Raw genomic sequence first — 18,199 nt, 5'->3', positions numbered from 1 at the left:
GGAAGACAATGGCAGATCTCTCTATCAGCCCCGACGTCATTCGTGACGCGCTGAAAGACTTCGTCACCGCCTACGAGCCCAACGGCGCTGCGGCGACCGAGGTCGGCGCCGTCGTCGACGCGGCCGATGGCATCGCGCACGTCGAGGGCCTTCCCGGCGTGATGGCCAACGAGCTCATCCGCTTCGCGAACGGCACGCTGGGCCTGGCTCAGAACCTCGACGAGAACGAGATCGGTGTCGTCGTGCTCGGCGAGTTCTCCGGCATCGAAGAGGGTCAGAGCGTCACCCGTACGGGTGAGGTGCTCTCGGTCGGCGTCGGTGACGGCTACCTGGGTCGCGTCGTCGACCCGCTCGGAAACCCGATCGACGGTCTCGGCGAGATCGCGACCGAGGGTCGTCGTGCGCTCGAGCTCCAGGCGCCCGGCGTCATGCAGCGCAAGAGCGTGCACGAGCCGCTGCAGACGGGCATCAAGGCCATCGACGCGATGATCCCGGTCGGACGCGGACAGCGTCAGCTGATCATCGGCGACCGCCAGACCGGTAAGACGGCGATCGCGATCGACACGATCATCAACCAGCGCGCGAACTGGGAGTCCGGCGATGTCGACAAGCAGGTGCGCTGCATCTACGTCGCCATCGGTCAGAAGGGTTCCACCATCGCCTCGGTGAAGGGTGCCCTCGAAGACGCCGGCGCGATGGAGTACACCACCATCGTCGCGGCCCCGGCCTCCGACCCCGCCGGCTTCAAGTACCTCGCCCCCTACACCGGTTCGGCCATCGGCCAGCACTGGATGTATGGCGGCAAGCACGTCCTGATCATCTTCGACGACCTCTCGAAGCAGGCCGAGGCGTACCGCGCCGTGTCGCTGCTGCTCCGCCGCCCGCCGGGCCGCGAGGCGTACCCCGGTGACGTCTTCTACCTGCACTCGCGTCTGCTCGAGCGTTGCGCGAAGCTGTCCGACGAGCTCGGTGCCGGCTCGATGACGGGTCTCCCCATCATCGAGACCAAGGCCAACGACGTCTCGGCGTACATCCCGACCAACGTGATCTCGATCACCGACGGCCAGATCTTCCTGCAGTCCGACCTGTTCAACGCCAACCAGCGCCCCGCGGTCGACGTGGGTATCTCGGTCTCGCGCGTGGGTGGCGACGCCCAGGTGAAGTCCATCAAGAAGGTCTCGGGCACGCTGAAGCTCGAGTTGGCCCAGTACCGCTCGCTCGAAGCGTTCGCCATGTTCGCGAGCGACCTCGACGCGGCGTCGCGTCGTCAGCTGGCCCGTGGTGCGCGTCTGACCGAGTTGCTCAAGCAGCCGCAGTACTCGCCCTACCCGGTCGAGGAGCAGGTCGTCTCGATCTGGGCGGGCACGAACGGAAAGCTCGACACCGTCGAGGTCTCCGACGTGCTCCGCTTCGAGCGCGAACTCCTCGACTACCTCCGTCGCAACTCGACGGTGCTCGACACCCTGCGCGAGACCAACGCGCTCGGCGACGACACCCTCGCCGAGCTCGAGAAGCACGTCGATGCCTTCTCGAAGGAGTTCCAGCCCGGCAAGGACCAGAGCGTCGTCGGCGCCGAGAAGGTCGACGCCGCCGGGGCGGAAGACGTCAACCAGGAGCGGATCGTCAAAGGCCGTCGCTGAGTAGCGACGACACGAGAACGGAATCATGGGCGCACAACTGCGGGTCTACAAGCAGAAGATCTCTTCTGCTCAGACGACCAAGAAGATCACGAAGGCGATGGAGCTCATCGCGGCCTCTCGCATCCAGAAGGCGATGGCGCGTGTGCGCGCGGCGTCGCCTTTCGCGAAGGCCGTGACGAACGCCGTCTCCGCCGTGGCGACGTACTCGTCGGTCGATCACCCGCTGACGACCGAGCGCGAGAACATCCGCCGATCGGCCGTGGTCATCTTCACGTCCGATCGCGGTCTCGCCGGCGCGTTCAACTCGCAGATCCTCCGCGAGGGTCTCGAGCTGTCGGAGCTGCTGCGGTCGCAGGGCAAAGAGGTCGTCTACTACCTGGTCGGGCGCAAGGCCGTCGGATACTTCCAGTTCCGTCGCATGCCGAGCGTCGCGCAGTGGGTGGGCGACACCGACACGCCGCAGTTCTCGACGGCGGAAGCCATCTCGGATGCCGTCCTCGAGGCGTACCGCGCCGGCAGTGAGAACGACGGCGTCGATGAGATCCACCTCGTGTACAACCGTTTCGTCAGCATGATGACCCAGTCGCCGGAATCGGTGCGACTCCTTCCCCTCGAAGTCATCGAGGCGGACGAAGCGCCGGCCCAGTCCGAGGTCTACCCGCTGTACGAGTTCGAGCCCGACGCCGAGACCGTGCTCGACGCGCTTCTGCCGACGTACGTGCAGAGCCGCATCTTCAATGCCCTCCTGCAGTCGTCGGCCGCGAAGCATGCCGCGACCCAGAAGGCCATGAAGTCGGCCAGCGACAACGCCGACAAGCTCATCACCGACTACACCCGCCTGCGCAACAACGCGCGTCAGGCGGAGATCACGCAGCAGATCGCCGAGATCGTCGGCGGCGCCGATGCCCTGGCATCCGGCAAGTAAGTTCCCAAGGAGAGAAGAAGCCATGAGCCTCACCGCCGAGAAGACCGACGCGGCCGTCGTCGGACGCGTCGCGCGCGTCACCGGCCCGGTCGTCGACATCGAGTTCCCGCATGACGCGATCCCCGAGATCTACAATGCGCTGAAGACCACGATCACCATCGGTGACCAGTCGACCGAGATCACCCTCGAGGTCGCCCAGCACCTCGGTGACGACCTCGTCCGCGCCATCTCGCTCAAGCCCACCGACGGCATGGTCCGCGGTCAGGAAGTGCGCGACACCCGCGGCCCCATCTCGGTGCCCGTCGGAGACGTGACCAAGGGCAAGGTGTTCGACGTCACCGGTGAGGTGCTCAACGGCGTCCCCGGTGAGACCATCGAGGTCACCGAGCGCTGGGGTATCCACCGCAAGGCGCCGAGCTTCGACCAGCTCGAATCCAAGACCGAGATGTTCGAGACCGGCATCAAGTCGATCGACCTCCTGACCCCCTACGTGCAGGGTGGGAAGATCGGTCTGTTCGGTGGCGCCGGTGTCGGCAAGACCGTCCTCATCCAGGAGATGATCCAGCGCGTCGCGCAGGACCACGGTGGTGTGTCGGTATTCGCCGGTGTCGGTGAGCGCACCCGTGAGGGCAATGACCTCATCGCCGAGATGGAAGAGGCGGGTGTCTTCGACAAGACCGCACTCGTGTTCGGCCAGATGGACGAGCCGCCGGGAACGCGACTGCGCGTCGCCCTGTCGGCCCTGACGATGGCGGAGTACTTCCGCGACGTGCAGAAGCAGGACGTGCTGTTGTTCATCGACAACATCTTCCGCTTCACGCAGGCCGGCTCGGAGGTCTCGACGCTGCTGGGTCGCATGCCCTCGGCCGTGGGTTACCAGCCCAACCTCGCCGACGAGATGGGTGTGCTCCAGGAGCGCATCACCTCGACGCGTGGCCACTCGATCACGTCGCTCCAGGCCATCTACGTGCCCGCCGATGACTACACCGACCCGGCCCCGGCAACGACGTTCGCGCACCTCGATGCGACGACCGAGCTCTCACGTGAGATCGCCTCGAAGGGTCTGTACCCGGCCATCGACCCGCTGACCTCGACGAGCCGTATCCTCGACCCCCGCTACATCGGTGCCGACCACTACCGCGTCGCCACCAACGTGAAGCAGATCCTCCAGAAGAACAAGGAACTGCAGGAGATCATCGCGATCCTGGGTGTCGACGAGCTCTCCGAGGAAGACAAGATCGTCGTCTCGCGCGCGCGTCGCATTCAGCAGTTCCTCTCGCAGAACACCTACATGGCGAAGAAGTTCACCGGCGTCGAGGGCTCCACGGTCCCGATCAAGGAGACCATCGAGTCGTTCGACGCGATCGTCAAGGGCGACTTCGACCACGTCGCCGAGCAGGCGTTCTTCAACGTCGGTGGCATCGCCGACGTCGAGGCCAAGTGGGCGCAGATCCAGAAGGAGAACGGCTGACATGCCGCTGCGCGTGAGCCTGGTCTCGGCCGACGCCGAGGTGTGGACGGGAGAGGCCTCTCTCGTCGTGGCCAAGACCGTCGAGGGCGAGATCGGCTTCATGCAGGGGCACGAACCGGTGCTTGCGATCCTCGCCCAGGGCGAGGTGCGCATTACCCGCACCGACGGTTCCAAGATCCTCGCCAACGCGGCGGACGGTTTCCTCTCCATGGCGAGCGACGAGCTCACCATCGTCGCGGGAAACGCTTCGCTTGTCTCCTGACACCGCTTCATCCGACGCGCGTCGCCCGGTCATCCGGGCGGCGCGCGTCGCGTTTTCCGGAGTTCCCATGCTGGTCCTGCTTCCTCCGTCCGAAACCAAGCGCCCGGGTGGCGAGGGCGCCGCGCTCGATATCGGCGGGCTGACCTTCTCGTCGCTTCGCGCGCCGCGCGAGGCTGTCACGAACGCGCTGGTGGCGTTGTCGGGCGACGAGGAGACCGCCGCTCGAGTGCTCAAGCTGAGCCCGAAGCGTCGGCACGAGATCGCCGACAACGCGGCCCTGCGCACCGCCCCGACGACGCCCGCCGTCGACCGGTACACCGGCGTGCTCTATGACGCCTTGGACGCCTCGTCTCTCGACGCCACGGCCCGGGCTTGGCTCGGCGCCCACGTGGCGATCCACTCGGCGCCGTTCGGGCCCGTCGGGGCGCTCGACCCCATCCCGGCCTACCGGCTGGCAGCGGGGACATCGCTTCCCGGCGTGCCGGCATTGCGTCGCGTCTGGGCGGACGCCGCGCGCGCCGCCTTCGAGGCGGTCGCCCCCGGTTTCATCCTCGATCTCCGCTCCGAGGCGTACGCGGCCCTCGGCCCTGTGCCCTCGAGCGTCCCGTCCGCGTATGTCCGTGTCGTGACGGAGGCCGAGGGGGGAGCGGTGCGCGCGCTCAACCACTTCAACAAGCATGCGAAGGGCGCTTTCGTGCGCGCGCTCGCGACGCAGCGGCCGGCTGTCGAGGACGTCGTCGACCTGCGCGCCTGGGCGCTGTCGTCCGGCTGGCGGATCGTCGACGGCCGGAACGGCGAGATCGCCCTCGTGATGTGACGGGAAGACCTGCTTACAGGTTCTTCTCAGCTTCGCTAGCATGTGATCGCACGGGGCGCACGGACGCTTCGTCGCGCACTCGCCTGGAAAGGAATCCACATGAGTGGTTCGTCTTACACGTACGACGATGGGAGCGGGCTCGCGGCCCTCGCCTTCTTGATCGTCCTGCTGCCCATCCTGCTCATCAGCATCTTCGCCGGCTACATCATTTCGTCGTTCTTCCTGATGAAGATCTTCGAGAAGGCCGGCGTTCAGGGCAAATGGCGCGCCTGGGTGCCGATCTACAACACGCTGGTCGCTGCCAAGCTCGGCGATGTCTCGCCCTGGGCCTACCTCATCGTGGTCGTCGGCTCGAGCGTGCTGAGCAACATCCCGGTGATCGGATTCGTCTTCGGCCTCGTGGCCGTCGCCGCGAGCGTCCTCGTCGCGTGGCGGATCGGTCTGAAGTTCGGTAAGGACTGGCCGCTTCTGCTGCTGTGGCTCATCCCCGGTCTCGGAACCCTGATCTGGCTCGGCATCCTCGCCTTCGGGTCCGCGCGCTGGAACCCGGCCATCGCTCCCGCGCCGTGGGCCACGACCATCGCCGCAGACAAGACCGTGTGGGACGGCATCCCCGTGCAGCCGGGTCAGCAGGCCACCGGTTCCGGCTACGGAGGGCCCGGTTACGGCGGCCCCGCCGCGCCTCCCGCGGCCGGTCCGACGGCGCCGCCCGCGTCGGGCACCACGCCCCCGCCGCCCGCCCCGCCGCAGTACTGACCACGACGGGGCCTCCCGCACACCGGGAGGCCTCGTCGTCCACGGGTGCGGGGACGAACCCGCGTCGTCTCCGGGGGTTAGCGTGGGGGGATGACATCCTCACTGCTGCCCGTTCGTCCGGTGGGTCGGTCCGGACTCCGGGTGTCCGCCGTCGGCCTCGGGTGCAATAACTTCGGTCGCGCCGGCACTTTCACCGAGACCCTCGACGGCACCCGGGAGGTGCTGAACGCCGCCATCGAGGCGGGAGTGACATTCCTGGACACCGCCGACGTCTACGGCAAGACCTTCGGTCTGTCCGAGACGCTGATGGGTGAGGCGCTCCAGGGGCGTCGTGACGAGGTGGTCCTCGCGACCAAGTTCGGCCATGCCGATCTCGCGCCCTCGCTCCCGGGCGGATCCAAGGCGTCGCGCTCGCACGTGCGTCGTGCTGTCGAGGGCTCCCTCCGGCGCCTGCGTACGGACTGGATCGATCTCTACCAGTTGCACACGCCGGACCCGTCCACGCCCATCGACGAAACCCTGGATGCCCTCGACGACCTCGTCCGCGCGGGCAAAGTGCGCTACGTGGGGCATTCCAACTTCGCCGGCTGGCAGATCGCCGAGGCCGACGCCGCCGCCGCGGGCGTCCGGTTCGTCTCCGCCCAGAACCAGTACAGCCTTCTCGCCCGCGCCGTCGAGCGCGAAGTGCTGCCGGCAGTCGAGCATTTCGGACTCGGCTTCCTGCCGTTCTTCCCGCTGCACAACGGACTGCTGACGGGCAAGTTCTCCCGCGAGGGAGGGCCGGACGACAGCCGGATCATGCGGCAGCGCCCACACCTGTGGCACGACGCTCCGTGGGACGCGCTCGAGCATTACCGCGGCTTCTGCGAGGAGCGCGGGATCAGCATGCTCGAGGCCACGTTCGGGTGGTTCCTGGCCAATCCGCTCGTGTCGAGCGTGATCGCCGGGGCGACGAGCGCCGACCAGGTGCGGGCCAACGCCGCCGCCGCCACAGCGTGGACACCGAGCGCCGCGGACCTCGCCGAGATCGACGGCATCCTGGGCTGTCCTCCCGATCCGGCGGCGGGCTGAGAGTGCGCACCCGATGGCGGCTCGTCGAGCCGTTCGCAGGTGGCGTGCGGGCGTCTACTAAGATGACAGGGCCGTGCGCTTTCGCCGGCGACGTCGTCGGCCAACCGGAGGATCTTTCGTGCCCGAGGTGACCACTCACACGCGGAGCGTTCCGCTGGGTCAGATGACGCTGGACCTGTCGTGGGCCGCCGGCACCGACACCGGCCGCCGTCGCGAGGTCAACCAGGATGCGGTCCTCGCCGAGTACCCCCTCTTCGTCGTGGCCGACGGGATGGGCGGACACCTCGGCGGCGAGATCGCCAGCGCCAGCACCGTCGACCGTCTCCGCGCCGTCGTCGACAGTGGCGCTGTCTCGACCAAGAACATCGAAAAAGCGCTGTCGCGCGCGGTGAAAGACATCACCGCGCACCCCGAGACGACCGACGAGGGCACGGGGACGACGCTCACCGGCGTCTACCTCGAGACCCACACCGAAGAACCGCACTGGGTCACGCTGAACATCGGCGACTCGCGGGTATACGTGCTGCGCGACGGAGAGATCGTGCAGGTCACCACCGATCATTCCGTCGTGCAGGAGCTGATCGCCGCTGGCCGCCTCAGCCCCGAAGAGGCCGAGAACCACCCGTACGGAAACGTGATCACCCGTGCCGTCGGGCCGAGCGACAGTGTCAAGCCCGACTACCTGCGTCTCGACGTGCTCGACGGCGACCGCTTCGTGATCTGCTCGGACGGTCTCACGAAAGAGCTCACCGACTTCGGCATCCGCCACTTCCTCGAGGCCAACGCCGACCCGGCTGCAGCCGTCAAGGCCATGATGGCCGCGGCGCTCGAGAATGGCGGCCGCGACAACATCACCATCGTGATCCTCGACGTCGTCCGCCGCGACGCCTGACGCAGCCGTACTGCCCGAACTCCGCGCTTGACCGCGGTGGGCCGGGGAACCTACGTTCAGCACATGACCGTCGCACCCGAACGCACGGCCGGTAAGGGCCTGGCCACCGGCACGCTGGGACTGTGGGGCTCGACCGTGATCGGCCTGGCATCCACCGCGCCGGTGTACTCGCTCGTCGCCACCCTTGGTTTCGTCGTCCTCGCCGTGGGCGCCTCGGCCCCCATCGCCTTCATCATCGCCTTCATCCCGATGCTGTTCATCGCCTTCGCCTACCGCGAGTTGAACAACGAGGTGCCCGACTGCGGCACGACGTTCACGTGGAGCACCAAGGCGTTCGGTCCGTGGATCGGGTGGATGGGCGGGTGGGGCGTCGCCGTCGCCGGGATGGTGGTGCTGGCGAACCTGTCGCAGATCGCGGGCATCTACCTCTGGTCCGTGATCGGCGACGGATCCCTCGCGGAGAACGTGCCGCTGGTCACGGCCACGGGGGTCGCGTTCATCGCGGCGATGACCTACGTGAGCTACCGCGGGGTGGAGATCGGCGAGCGGATCCAGAACGTCCTGCTCGCGGTGCAGTACCTGGTGCTCGTGTTGTTCGTGGTGCTCGCGCTGTGGAGGTTCTTCGACGGCACGGCGCCCAACCCGACCCCGTTCGACATCGCGTGGTTCAACCCCTTCGGGTTCAGTGACTGGAGCGGTTTCACCGAGGCGGTGCTGCTGGCCCTGTTCATCTACTGGGGCTGGGACACCTGTCTGGCCCTCAATGAGGAGACGAAGGACCCCAAACGCATCCCCGGTCGGGCGGCTCTGCTCACGACCGTGATCCTCCTCGGCACCTACGTCACGGTGACCGTCGCGGCCATGATGTACGCCGGGGTGGGCGAGGACGGCACGGGCCTGGCAAACCCCGAGAACGCCGACGACGTGTTCCTCGCGCTGAAGGATGATCTGTTCGGGCCCTTCGGGTGGGTGCTCATCGTCGCGGTGCTCATCTCGGCGGTGTCGTCGACGCAGACGACCATCCTTCCCACCGCACGCGGAACGCTCTCGATGGCGGCGTACAAGGCATTGCCCCGTCGTTTCCAGACAGTGCACCCCCGCTTCCGGACGCCCGCGTTCTCGACCCTGGTGATGGGGATCGTCGCGAGCGTCTACTACGTGGGAATGACGATCATCAGCGACAACATCCTGCAAGACTCGATCCTGTCGCTCGGTCTCGCGATCGCCTTCTACTATGCGATGACCGGGTACGCCTGCGTCTGGTACTACCGTCGTGAGTTGTTCGACTCCGCGAGAAACCTCGTCACGCGGGGCGTCCTGCCTCTTCTGGGAGCCCTCATGCTCACGTTCGCCTTCGTACAATCGGCGATCGACATGTACGACACCGGCTACGGCGACTCCGAGTTGCTCGGAATCGGGGGGACCTTCGTCATGGGTATCGGAGCGCTCGCCGTCGGTGTCCTGCTCATGCTGATCTGGTTCGCGTTCCCCGGGTCGAAGCCCTTCTTCCGCGGCGAGAGCCTCAACCGCGACACCGCGGTGCTCGTGCCCGACGAGCCGATCGCCTACCCCCGATCGGTGGACGGCGGCATCTGAGAGTCGGGCCGTCGCCCTCAGACGGCGGAACGGATGGCGCCGACCTCGTGGCCGCCGCCGAGCACTGACAGGGACAGATACGCGGCGACGTCGGCGACGGCCTCGGGCGCGAGCGCTCCGACGCGCTCCAGGAGACGCAGCGCAACGACGTGACCCGCGCGGTTCGAGCCGTCGAGCATCTTCAGCGCCACGGTCGTGCCGTCGGGCGCCGTCATGACCTGCACGCCCTCGGCGCCCATCTTGCTGAAGACGCCGAGACGCTCGATGACGACCGTGTCGGGTCGACCCGGGCCGTCGATGGTCCACGGGTGCTCGCGCACGGCGCGTACGAGGGTGCCGGCGCTGCGGTGCAACGCGAAGGGCGAGCGCTCCGACGATGTGGCGATGCGCTGGATGGCACGAGCCAGCCCCACAAGGCTCATCGCGTAGACCGGGGCGCCGCAGCCGTCGATCGCGGTGGTGGTGATCCGCTCACCGACCAGGCGTTCGATCACCTCGCGGATGTGCACCTGCAGGGGGTGCTGCGCGTCGAGGTACCCCTCGGTGGCCCACCCGTTCGCGACGCAGGTGAGCAGCATGGCGGCGTGCTTTCCCGAGCAGTTCATGCGCAGCGGCGAGGGTGCGCCATGGTCGCGCACGAGCTCGTCGCGCGACGCGGTGTCGGTCGGCCACGCGGCGGGGCAACCCAGGTCGTCCTCGGTCAGTCCGCCCGATTGCAGGATGCCGCGGGCCACCTCGGCGTGCCGATCGGTGCCGCAGTGACTGGCCATCGAGATCGCGAGGCGCTCGTCGGCCAGCTCGACCCCGGCCGACAGGCACGCGAGAGCCTGGAGGGGCTTCATGCTCGAACGGGGGAGGAACGCGGCGGTCGCGTCGCCGAGGGTGAGCTTCTCCGCCCCGTCCGGGGCGAGCACCACCGCGACACCGTGGTGCCGTGATTCGATGAAACCGTTGCGGTCGACGACGGCGAGCTCGGCGAAAGCGGGGGGCGTGGGCATCCCTCCATGGTATCTCGGCGGCCTCCTCGGGCATCCGTGGCGTCCCGGGCGAGCCCGGGTGGACGGAGCGGCCCGATCAGGGGACGGAGCGGCCCGATCCGGTGGTGGGGGCGCCAGACTGGGGGCATGAACGGAGAGCATCACTACCGCTTGCGCTCGACCTGGACCGGCGACCGGGGGAGCGGCACCAGCGGCTACCGCGACTACGACCGCGCCGTCACCCTCGAGGTCGACGGGAAGCCCGCCATCGCGGCATCCGCCGACAAACCCTTCCGGGGCGACCCCGCCAAGTGGAACCCCGAGGAGTTGCTGCTCGCGGCCCTCAGCGAGTGTCACCTGTTGTCCTACCTACACGCGTGCACCACGACCGGCGTCGTCGTCACCGCGTACGAGGACGACGCGACCGGCACGATGCAGGAGGACGGCAACAGCGGGGGAGCGTTCACCGAGGTGATGCTGCGCCCCCGCGTGCGGGTCGCGGACGAGTCGATGGTGGATGCCGCCCGCGCGGCGCATCGACAGGCGCGCGAGTGGTGCTTCATCGCGAACTCGGTGAACTTCCCCGTGCGACACGAGCCGGAGATCACTGTCGGCTGAGCGTGAGTCTTATCACGCCATTTGCTAGCTAAACCTTGCATTCTGGACGTAATCTGGCAGGTATAGCTAGCAAAGAAGGTGCGACATGGTTCTTCGTCGGTCGGTGAAGCGCGAGCGAGAACTCCGGCAGTTCGGTGCTCATCTCCGTCTGTGGCGGAAAGTCAACGGGTGGAGTGCCAGCCTTCTCGCCGAGCGCGCCTCCGTGACGCGGGAGACGCTGAAGAACCTGGAGGAGGGGACGGGGGCCGTGCGAGTGGACAGCCTCTTCGCGGTTCTCGGCGCGTTGGGAATCGCCGACACCGTCGTCCGCGCTGCAGATCCGCACAACAGCGACGCGGCGCGTGCCCGCATCGACGGGATCATCTCCGCGGGAGGGCGGCTGTGACCGGAGGGGTCGAGGTCCACCTCGACGAGGACTCGGCGCTCCGCTTGGTCGGTATCCTCCGGCCCTCCTATCAGGGCGCGGCGCTGGCGTCGTCATCCTTCGAGTACGACGCGTCGTATCTGACATCGGGGTACGCGCTGTCACCCGACCTTCCGCTGAAACCGGGTCGTCTGTGGTCGCCGGACTCCACCACTTTGTTCGGCGCGTTCGCGGACGCGTCTCCTGACGAGTGGGGTCAGCGAATCCTTCATGCCGCGCGAGAGCGGGCGGCCAGGGCGAGCGGCGAGCGGTTGCCGCGTATCAGCGAGTTCGACTACCTGCTCGGCGTCTCGGATGCCACTCGCCTGGGCGCGCTGCGCCTGCGGCCCGTCGGCTCGGAAGAGTGGCTCTCGTCCGTCGACGGCGCTGCCGACATACACGAGCTGCATCGGATTCTCGCGGCCTCCCGGCGATACGAGGCACACGAGGCCACGGACGAGGACATCGCGTACCTGAACGGCGTCGCCACCAGTCCCGGGGGTGCGCGTCCGAAGGCCAACGTGATGCTCGACGGGGGGCGGCTCGGCTTGGCCAAGCTTCCCCATTCGAAGGACGGTGACATCGACGTCGAACGATGGGAGGCGGTTGCGCTGCACCTCGCCGCGGAGGCGGGGATGCGCGTTCCCCCGTTCTCGATCGCGGCGGGTGAGGGCCGCAAGGCGGTGCTGTTGCTCGAACGATTCGACCGCGGCGCCGACGGGGCCCGGAGGGGATACATGTCGGCCGCGTCAGCGATGCAGCTCGGCACTCATCGCACCGGCACCGATCTGTCGTACCTCGACCTCGCCGACAGCCTCAGCGAACTGGTTGCGTCCCCGCGGACGGAGTTGCACGAACTCTTCCGACGGATCGCCCTGACCATCTTCGTGAACAACGTCGACGACCATTGGCGGAATCACGGATTCCTGCGATCGGAACGAGGGTGGTTGTTGTCTCCGCTGTTCGATGTGAATCCCAGCGTGCAGCGCGGGCTCGTCCAGTCCCGGCTGATCAGTGACCGCTCCGTTCCAGGCGAGCGCGACATCGGGGAGCTCCTCGATGCGGCGGACGCCTTCGAACTGCGCCGGCCGGATGCCGCCCGAATGCTGGCGTCGATCGCCGCCGTCGTGGACAGATGGGAAGACGTGGCTCACGGGTTCGGAATCCCGGATGCCGAGATTCAGGCGATGTGGCCGGCTTTCGACCCGACGGACCGAGAGCGCGCTCGCGCCTACGCTGCCGCGTCCGACGGGAGCTGAAGGAGCGAACCCACTGTGAGACCGGGCACTCCTCGCAGGTCCGGTCCCTCGACACGCTCAGGGACCTGGGCGCGGCGCCGCAGGTGTCGGGGATCTGCGCCTCCTCCGTGGCATCCGGGATCCGACGGTGCTGAATGCGCGGATCGCCGAGTGCGAGGAAGCCCCGCCCGGGAAAGGGAGAACCCCGCCGGCGGAGGCCGACGGGGTTCTTCGGAGCGCGAGGTCAGCGCACGTCGTCGTCGACCCAGTCCATCGACTTGGTGACGGCCTTCTTCCACAAGCGCAGTTCGCGATCGCGCTCGTCGCCGTCCATGTTGGGCTCCCAGCGCTTGTCTTCCTGCCAGTTGGCGCGAAGATCGTCGAGGTTGTCCCAGAACCCCACGGCGAGACCCGCGGCGTAGGCGGCGCCGAGGGCGGTGGTCTCCGCGACGACGGGACGCACGACCGGCACGCCGAGGATGTCGGCCTGGAACTGCATGAGCTCGTCGTTGGCGGTCATGCCGCCGTCGACCTTGAGCTCGGTGAGGTCCACGCCCGAGTCGGCGTTGACGGCCTCGAGCACCTCGCGGGTCTGGAAGGCCGTGGCCTCGAGGGCGGCGCGGGCGATGTGGCCCTTGTTGACGAAGCGCGTCATGCCGACGATCGCGCCGCGGGCGTCGGGGCGCCAATACGGCGCGAACAGCCCCGAGAACGCCGGGACGAAGTACACCCCGCCGTTGTCGTCGACGGTGCGGGCGAGGGCTTCCACCTCGGGGGCCGAGGAGATGATGCCGAGCTGGTCGCGCAGCCACTGGATGAGCGAGCCGGTGACGGCGATCGATCCCTCGAGCGCGTAGTGCGCGGGCTCGTCCCCGAGCTTGTACCCGAGGGTGGTCAGCAGGCCGTTCTTCGAGCGGACGATCTCCTCACCCGTTTGGAAGATGAGGAAGTTACCGGTGCCGTAGGTGTTCTTGCTCTCGCCCGGGTCGTAGGCGGCCTGACCGAAGGTCGCGGCCTGCTGGTCGCCCAGGATGCCGGCGATCGGCGTCTCCCGCAGCAACGACGACGACTCGACCGCGCCGTACACCTCGGAGGAGGAGCGGATCTCGGGCATCATCGAGCGGGGCACCCCGAAGTCGGCGAGGATGTCGTCGCGCCAGGCGAGGGTCTCGAGGTCCATGAACAGCGTGCGGCTGGCGTTGGTGACGTCGGTCGCGTGCACACCGCCGTCGATGCCGCCGGTCAGGTTCCACAGCACCCAGGAGTCGGTGGTGCCGAAGACGAGGTCGCCGGAATCCGCCTTCTCGCGGGCGCCGTCGACGTTCTCGAGGATCCAGACGATCTTCGTGCCTGAGAAGTAGGTGGCCAGGGGCAGACCCACGATGCTCTTGTAGCGCTCGGGGTCGCCGTCGGCGAGACGGTCGACGATCGACTGCGTGCGGGTGTCCTGCCAGACGATGGCGTTGTAGACGGGCTTGCCGGTGTTCTTGTCCCAGACCACCGCGGTCTCGCGCTGGTTGGTGATTCCGACGGCGGCGATGTCGTGGCGGGTGATGTCGGCACGGCTGAGGGCCAGGCCGATCACTTCCTGGGTGTTGCGCCAGATCTCGAGGGGGTCGTGCTCGACCCACCCTGCGCGCGGGAAGATCTGCTCGTGCTCCTTCTGTCCGACGGAGACGACGCTCCCGGACTTGTCGAAGATCATCGCGCGCGTCGAGGTCGTGCCTTGGTCGATGGCGAGGACGTAGTCGGCCATGGAGGACTCCTTTGTCTTGTTCAGTGGAAGAGGTGAAGGATGGGCGGGGCGGGGGCGTCGGCTGACACCCCCGCGGGAGTGTTATGCGCCGAGACCGAGCAGCACGGGCGCCAGCAGGCCCGCGAGCAGACCACCGACGAGGGGGCCGGCCACGGGGACCCAGGCGTAGCCCCAGTCGCTGCCGCCCTTGCCCTTGATGGGGAGGATGGCGTGGGCGATGCGGGGACCGAGGTCACGAGCCGGGTTGATGGCGTACCCGGTGGGGCCGCCGAGCGAGGCGCCGATGCCGACCACGAGCAGAGCCACGGGAACGGCTGCGAGACCGCCGATACCGCCCGGGACGCCGATGTCGGCCACGCCGTAGTCGCTGAAGCCGAAGATCACGAAGACCAGGACGAAGGTCGCGATGACCTCGGTGAGGAAGTTGAAGCCGTAGGAGCGGATCGCGGGCCCGGTCGAGAAGACGCCGAGCTTGGCGGCGGGATCGGGCTCGTCATCGAAGTGCTGCTTGTACGAGGCCCACGCCAGCACGGCACCGATTATCGCGCCGACCATCTGCGCGGCGACGGCCACGAGGAACTGGACGAAGGCGATCTTGCCGGCTACGAGGAGGCCGATCGAGACGGCGGGGTTGAGCTGTGCGCCCGAGTAGGCGGAGACGATGACACCGGCGAAGACCGCCAGGCCCCATCCCCAGTTGACCATCAGCGTGCCGCCGGCATTGCCCTTGGTCTTGGCCAGGGCCACGTTCGCGACCACGCCGCAACCCAACAGGATGAGCATCGCGGTGCCGACCACCTCTGAGAGGAAGTACAGCCCCAAGTTGACTTCTTGCATGTCGTCATCGACCTTTCTTCGGTCACCCGGACAACTTCGGCGCGGGTGATGTTATGCGGCTCAGTGGTCTGAACCTACGACCGGGGTGCGGGCGCGCAACAGACGGCGCGCCCGCACGTTCTCTCAGATTCGAGCGACTCCGGCCTGGGCGAGGTCCACGCGGTGCGATGCACGGAGGATCTCGGTGGTGCGGGAGACCTCCTCGTCGACCCGATCGGCGTCCCAGCCGAGCGGAGCCGCGATCGTCTCGGCGACCTCGCGCAGGGTGCGATCGGTCATTCCGCCGACGAAAGCGAGGTGCGTGCGGCGCAGCAGCACGTCGATCAGGTGCACGACCTGCTCGTTCTCGGCGATCCAGGCGAGCTCTTCGCGGTAGTAACCGGGAGCATCGGGGATCGGCGTCGGCTCGGTCGGCAGAGCGGCGAGGATCACGTCGGCCCGGGTGCCGTAGCGCTCGAGCATGGCATCCACGAGATCGGCGGGATGCGCATTCGTGCGCGCGGAGACCCAACGACGGCGCTGCTCGGGAGTGGCCGGGAAGCCCGCGCCGCCGCCGATCGGCAGGCTCTGCGTGCTGACACGGTGCGGACGGCGCAGCTTCTGCAGCGTCTTCATGCTGAGGTGTTCGGCGAGGGCGCGGAAGGTGGTCCATTTGCCGCCGACGAGGCTCATCGCCGGTACGCCCGCGATCTCGTCCTCGACGATCCGGTAGTCGCGCGACACGAAGCCGGGCGCGGTGTCGTCGTGACGGGGGAGCGGACGGATGCCGGAGAACGTGTAGACGATCTGGGAGCGGTCCACCTCGACCGTGGGGAACACGTGCCCGATCAGGTCGAAGAAGTAGGCGATTTCGTCGTCGGTGCACACCACGGGCTTCGCCGGGTCGGCATCGATGTCGGTCGTTCCCACGAGGACGCGGCCCTTCAGCGGGTAGATCAGCACGATGCGACCGTCGGAGTGCTCGAAGAAGATCTCGCGACCACCGGTCGCGGCGAGCAACTCGGGGTTGTCGAGCACGATGTGCGAGCCCTTGGTCCCGCCCATGAACCGGGTCGGGACACCCATCGCCGTGTTGGCGAGGTCGGTCCAGGGGCCGGCCGTGTTGAGCACGACCTTCGCCGTGACGCTGAACTCCTCGCCCGAGACCTCGTCGCGCACGCGGACGCCGTTGGCGTCGGCGCCGACGGCCGAGACGTAGTTGACCGCCTGTGCGCGTCCCCCGCCGGCTTCGATGCCGTCGCGCAGCACGTCGAGGGCGATGCGCTCCGGGTCGTGCATCGACGCGTCGAAGTAAGTGGCCGTGTAGGCGAGGTCGGGGTTGAGCTTCGGAAGGGCCTGGAGCGACTTCTTCTTGCCGAGGAAGGTGTGACGCGGAACCGATCCGCCGTCGCGCGAGAACGTGTCGTACATGATCAGGCCGACCTTGATCAGCAGCGCACCGCGCTCGTTCGGCTTGCCGCGCCCGTGGGTGACGAGCAGGCGGAAGGGAGCGGAGAGGATGCCGGAGAAGGTCTTGTAGATCGGGATCGTCGTCTCGAGCGGCTTGACGTAGTGGGGGGCGGTCTTGAGCAGATCGTTGCGCTCGGTGACGGCCTCTTTGACGAGGCGGAACTCGCCGTTCTCGAGGTAGCGGATGCCGCCGTGCACCATGTGGCTGGACGCCGACGACGCCCCGGAGACGAAGTCGCCGCGTTCGACGAGGGCGACCCGGACGCCCTGCAGGGCGAGGTCGCGAAGAGTGGCGAGGCCGTTGATGCCCCCGCCGATGATCAGGACGTCGAGGGCTTCGGCGTCGCGGAGCGCCTGCACATCGGCGCGGAGCGGAGTAGCGGGGGACGACATGTCGACTGCGACCTTTCGTTGTGGATACAGACGAGGATGCGCCCCTCTGCACGTTGTTGCAAGCCCCTTGAACAAACGTGCAGAATGGGGATTATGGAGGCGAAGCGACCATGACGACTCAAGCGGAGGAGCGCTCCCGCGACGCGTTGCGCGCCGCGCAGCTCTACTACATGCAGGACCTGACGATGGATGCCATCGCGCACGAGATGCGCGTCTCGCGCTCATCCGTCTCGCGTCTTCTGCAGCACGCCCGCGACGTAGGGCTGGTCACCATCTCGATCAGTCCGCCGGATGACGCGCGCGGTCAGATGGCCCAGCGAATCGCCGACCGCTTCGGCATCACGGCGCACGTGGTCCCCACCCCTGCGCGCACCTCCGAGGCCGAGCGACTGGAGCGCACGGCGCTCACCGCGGCGCGCATCCTCGCCGAGCGCGTCGAGTCGTCGATGACGGTCGGGGTGGCCTGGGGGTCGACGCTGTCCGCCGTGGCCCGGCACGTGCCGCTCAAAGACGTGCACGATACCCATATCGTGCAGATGAACGGCGCCGCGAACGTGCGCACTTCCGGCATCCCGTACGCGGGGGAGATCCTGTCGAAGTTCGGCACCGCGTGGTCGTCGTCGGTGCACCAATTCCCGGTGCCCGCCCTCTTCGACGACCCGCGCACCAAGCAGGCGATGTGGCGGGAGCGCTCGGTGCGGTCGGTGCTGGAGATCCAGCAGCGGGTGGGGCTGTTCGTCTTCGGACTGGGTTCCCCCCACGCCGACGTTCCGTCGCACGTGTACAGCGGTGACTACTTCGACGAGCGCGACCGTGCGGTCATCGAGCGGGAGGGCATCGTCGGCGACTGCGCGACGGTGTTCTACCGGGCCGACGGGTCGAGCGACATCCCCGAACTCAACGCCCGCTCCAGTGGGCCCGACCTCGACACCGTCCGCCGCATCCCACGGCGTTTCTGCGTGGTGTCGAGCCTGTCGAAGCTCGACGGACTGCGCGGGGCGCTCGCCGCCGGGCTCATCACCGAACTCGTGGTGGAGGAGGCCCTCGCGCGGCGCCTCCTCAGCATCACCCGCTGACGTCGGCGACCGGCCGGGGCAC

Annotated in this window: 17 protein-coding genes; 13 read left to right on the top strand and 4 right to left on the bottom strand. The window is 67.9% G+C overall.

The window, feature by feature from the left end:
• The first annotated feature begins 8 nt into the window (after positions 1–8).
• The 9 genes from atpA (at position 9) to MT347_RS11085 (ending at position 9,430) form a co-directional block, all read left to right on the top strand.
• Positions 9–1,640 (top strand): F0F1 ATP synthase subunit alpha, encoded by a 1,632-nt coding sequence (gene atpA, locus MT347_RS11125; protein ID WP_055958091.1) that lies wholly within the window; start codon positions 9–11, stop codon positions 1,638–1,640.
• A 25-nt stretch (positions 1,641–1,665) separates the two neighbouring features.
• Positions 1,666–2,565: a F0F1 ATP synthase subunit gamma gene (locus tag MT347_RS11120; RefSeq protein ID WP_243501084.1), complete on the top strand. Its 900-nt coding sequence runs from the start codon at positions 1,666–1,668 to the stop codon at positions 2,563–2,565.
• Positions 2,566–2,587: 22 nt separating this feature from the next.
• Positions 2,588–4,036: a F0F1 ATP synthase subunit beta gene (gene atpD / locus MT347_RS11115; protein WP_055958085.1), complete on the top strand. Its 1,449-nt coding sequence runs from the start codon at positions 2,588–2,590 to the stop codon at positions 4,034–4,036.
• A gap of 1 nt (position 4,037) precedes the next feature.
• Positions 4,038–4,298 (top strand): F0F1 ATP synthase subunit epsilon, encoded by a 261-nt coding sequence (locus MT347_RS11110; RefSeq protein WP_243501082.1) that lies wholly within the window; start codon positions 4,038–4,040, stop codon positions 4,296–4,298.
• Positions 4,299–4,365: 67 nt separating this feature from the next.
• On the top strand, positions 4,366–5,115 hold the full coding sequence (locus MT347_RS11105) for a YaaA family protein (protein ID WP_243501080.1): 750 nt from the start codon (positions 4,366–4,368) through the stop codon (positions 5,113–5,115).
• Positions 5,116–5,214: 99 nt separating this feature from the next.
• Positions 5,215–5,871 (top strand): large exoprotein, encoded by a 657-nt coding sequence (locus MT347_RS11100; RefSeq protein ID WP_243501078.1) that lies wholly within the window; start codon positions 5,215–5,217, stop codon positions 5,869–5,871.
• Positions 5,872–5,961: 90 nt separating this feature from the next.
• Positions 5,962–6,942, top strand: a complete 981-nt coding sequence (locus MT347_RS11095) for an aldo/keto reductase (protein ID WP_243501076.1) — start codon at positions 5,962–5,964, stop codon at positions 6,940–6,942.
• A 118-nt stretch (positions 6,943–7,060) separates the two neighbouring features.
• Positions 7,061–7,834, top strand: coding sequence for a PP2C family serine/threonine-protein phosphatase (locus MT347_RS11090; protein WP_243501075.1), 774 nt, complete (start codon positions 7,061–7,063; stop codon positions 7,832–7,834).
• 63 nt (positions 7,835–7,897) lie between these two features.
• Positions 7,898–9,430, top strand: a complete 1,533-nt coding sequence (locus tag MT347_RS11085; protein WP_243501073.1) for an APC family permease — start codon at positions 7,898–7,900, stop codon at positions 9,428–9,430.
• A 17-nt stretch (positions 9,431–9,447) separates the two neighbouring features.
• On the opposite strand, the gene MT347_RS11080 is transcribed toward MT347_RS11085, so the two are convergent.
• On the bottom strand, positions 9,448–10,428 hold the full coding sequence (locus MT347_RS11080; RefSeq protein ID WP_243501071.1) for an asparaginase: 981 nt from the start codon (positions 10,426–10,428) through the stop codon (positions 9,448–9,450).
• A 126-nt stretch (positions 10,429–10,554) separates the two neighbouring features.
• On the opposite strand from MT347_RS11080, the gene MT347_RS11075 reads away from it, so the two are divergent.
• From MT347_RS11075 to MT347_RS11065, 3 genes are all read left to right on the top strand, one after another.
• Positions 10,555–11,025 (top strand): OsmC family protein, encoded by a 471-nt coding sequence (locus MT347_RS11075; RefSeq protein WP_243501069.1) that lies wholly within the window; start codon positions 10,555–10,557, stop codon positions 11,023–11,025.
• 85 nt (positions 11,026–11,110) lie between these two features.
• On the top strand, positions 11,111–11,410 hold the full coding sequence (locus MT347_RS11070) for a helix-turn-helix domain-containing protein (protein WP_243501068.1): 300 nt from the start codon (positions 11,111–11,113) through the stop codon (positions 11,408–11,410).
• Complete coding sequence (locus MT347_RS11065) at positions 11,407–12,687, top strand: type II toxin-antitoxin system HipA family toxin (RefSeq protein ID WP_243501065.1); 1,281 nt, start codon at positions 11,407–11,409, stop codon at positions 12,685–12,687. Before MT347_RS11070 ends, MT347_RS11065 begins: the two co-directional genes overlap by 4 nt.
• A 223-nt stretch (positions 12,688–12,910) precedes the next feature.
• Here MT347_RS11065 and glpK read toward each other — a convergent pair whose 3' ends face one another.
• The 3 genes from glpK to MT347_RS11050 all read right to left on the bottom strand — a co-directional run bounded on the left by glpK (position 12,911) and on the right by MT347_RS11050 (position 17,101).
• Positions 12,911–14,422, bottom strand: a complete 1,512-nt coding sequence (gene glpK, locus MT347_RS11060; RefSeq protein WP_243501063.1) for a glycerol kinase GlpK — start codon at positions 14,420–14,422, stop codon at positions 12,911–12,913.
• Between the two features lie 81 nt (positions 14,423–14,503).
• Entirely contained in the window at positions 14,504–15,259 is a 756-nt protein-coding gene (locus tag MT347_RS11055) for an MIP/aquaporin family protein (protein WP_243501061.1), read from the bottom strand.
• A gap of 123 nt (positions 15,260–15,382) precedes the next feature.
• On the bottom strand, positions 15,383–17,101 hold the full coding sequence (locus MT347_RS11050; protein WP_243501058.1) for a glycerol-3-phosphate dehydrogenase/oxidase: 1,719 nt from the start codon (positions 17,099–17,101) through the stop codon (positions 15,383–15,385).
• 110 nt (positions 17,102–17,211) lie between these two features.
• On the opposite strand from MT347_RS11050, the gene MT347_RS11045 reads away from it, so the two are divergent.
• Positions 17,212–18,177, top strand: coding sequence for a sugar-binding transcriptional regulator (locus tag MT347_RS11045; RefSeq protein ID WP_243501056.1), 966 nt, complete (start codon positions 17,212–17,214; stop codon positions 18,175–18,177).
• The last annotated feature ends 22 nt before the right edge of the window (positions 18,178–18,199 follow it).

Source organism: Microbacterium sp. VKM Ac-2923, assembly GCF_022815605.1.
In the GTDB taxonomy this organism is placed as follows: Bacteria; Actinomycetota; Actinomycetes; order Actinomycetales; family Microbacteriaceae; genus Microbacterium.
Note: the sequence above shows the minus strand (reverse complement) of the source record. Positions and strands in the feature narration are given on the sequence as shown.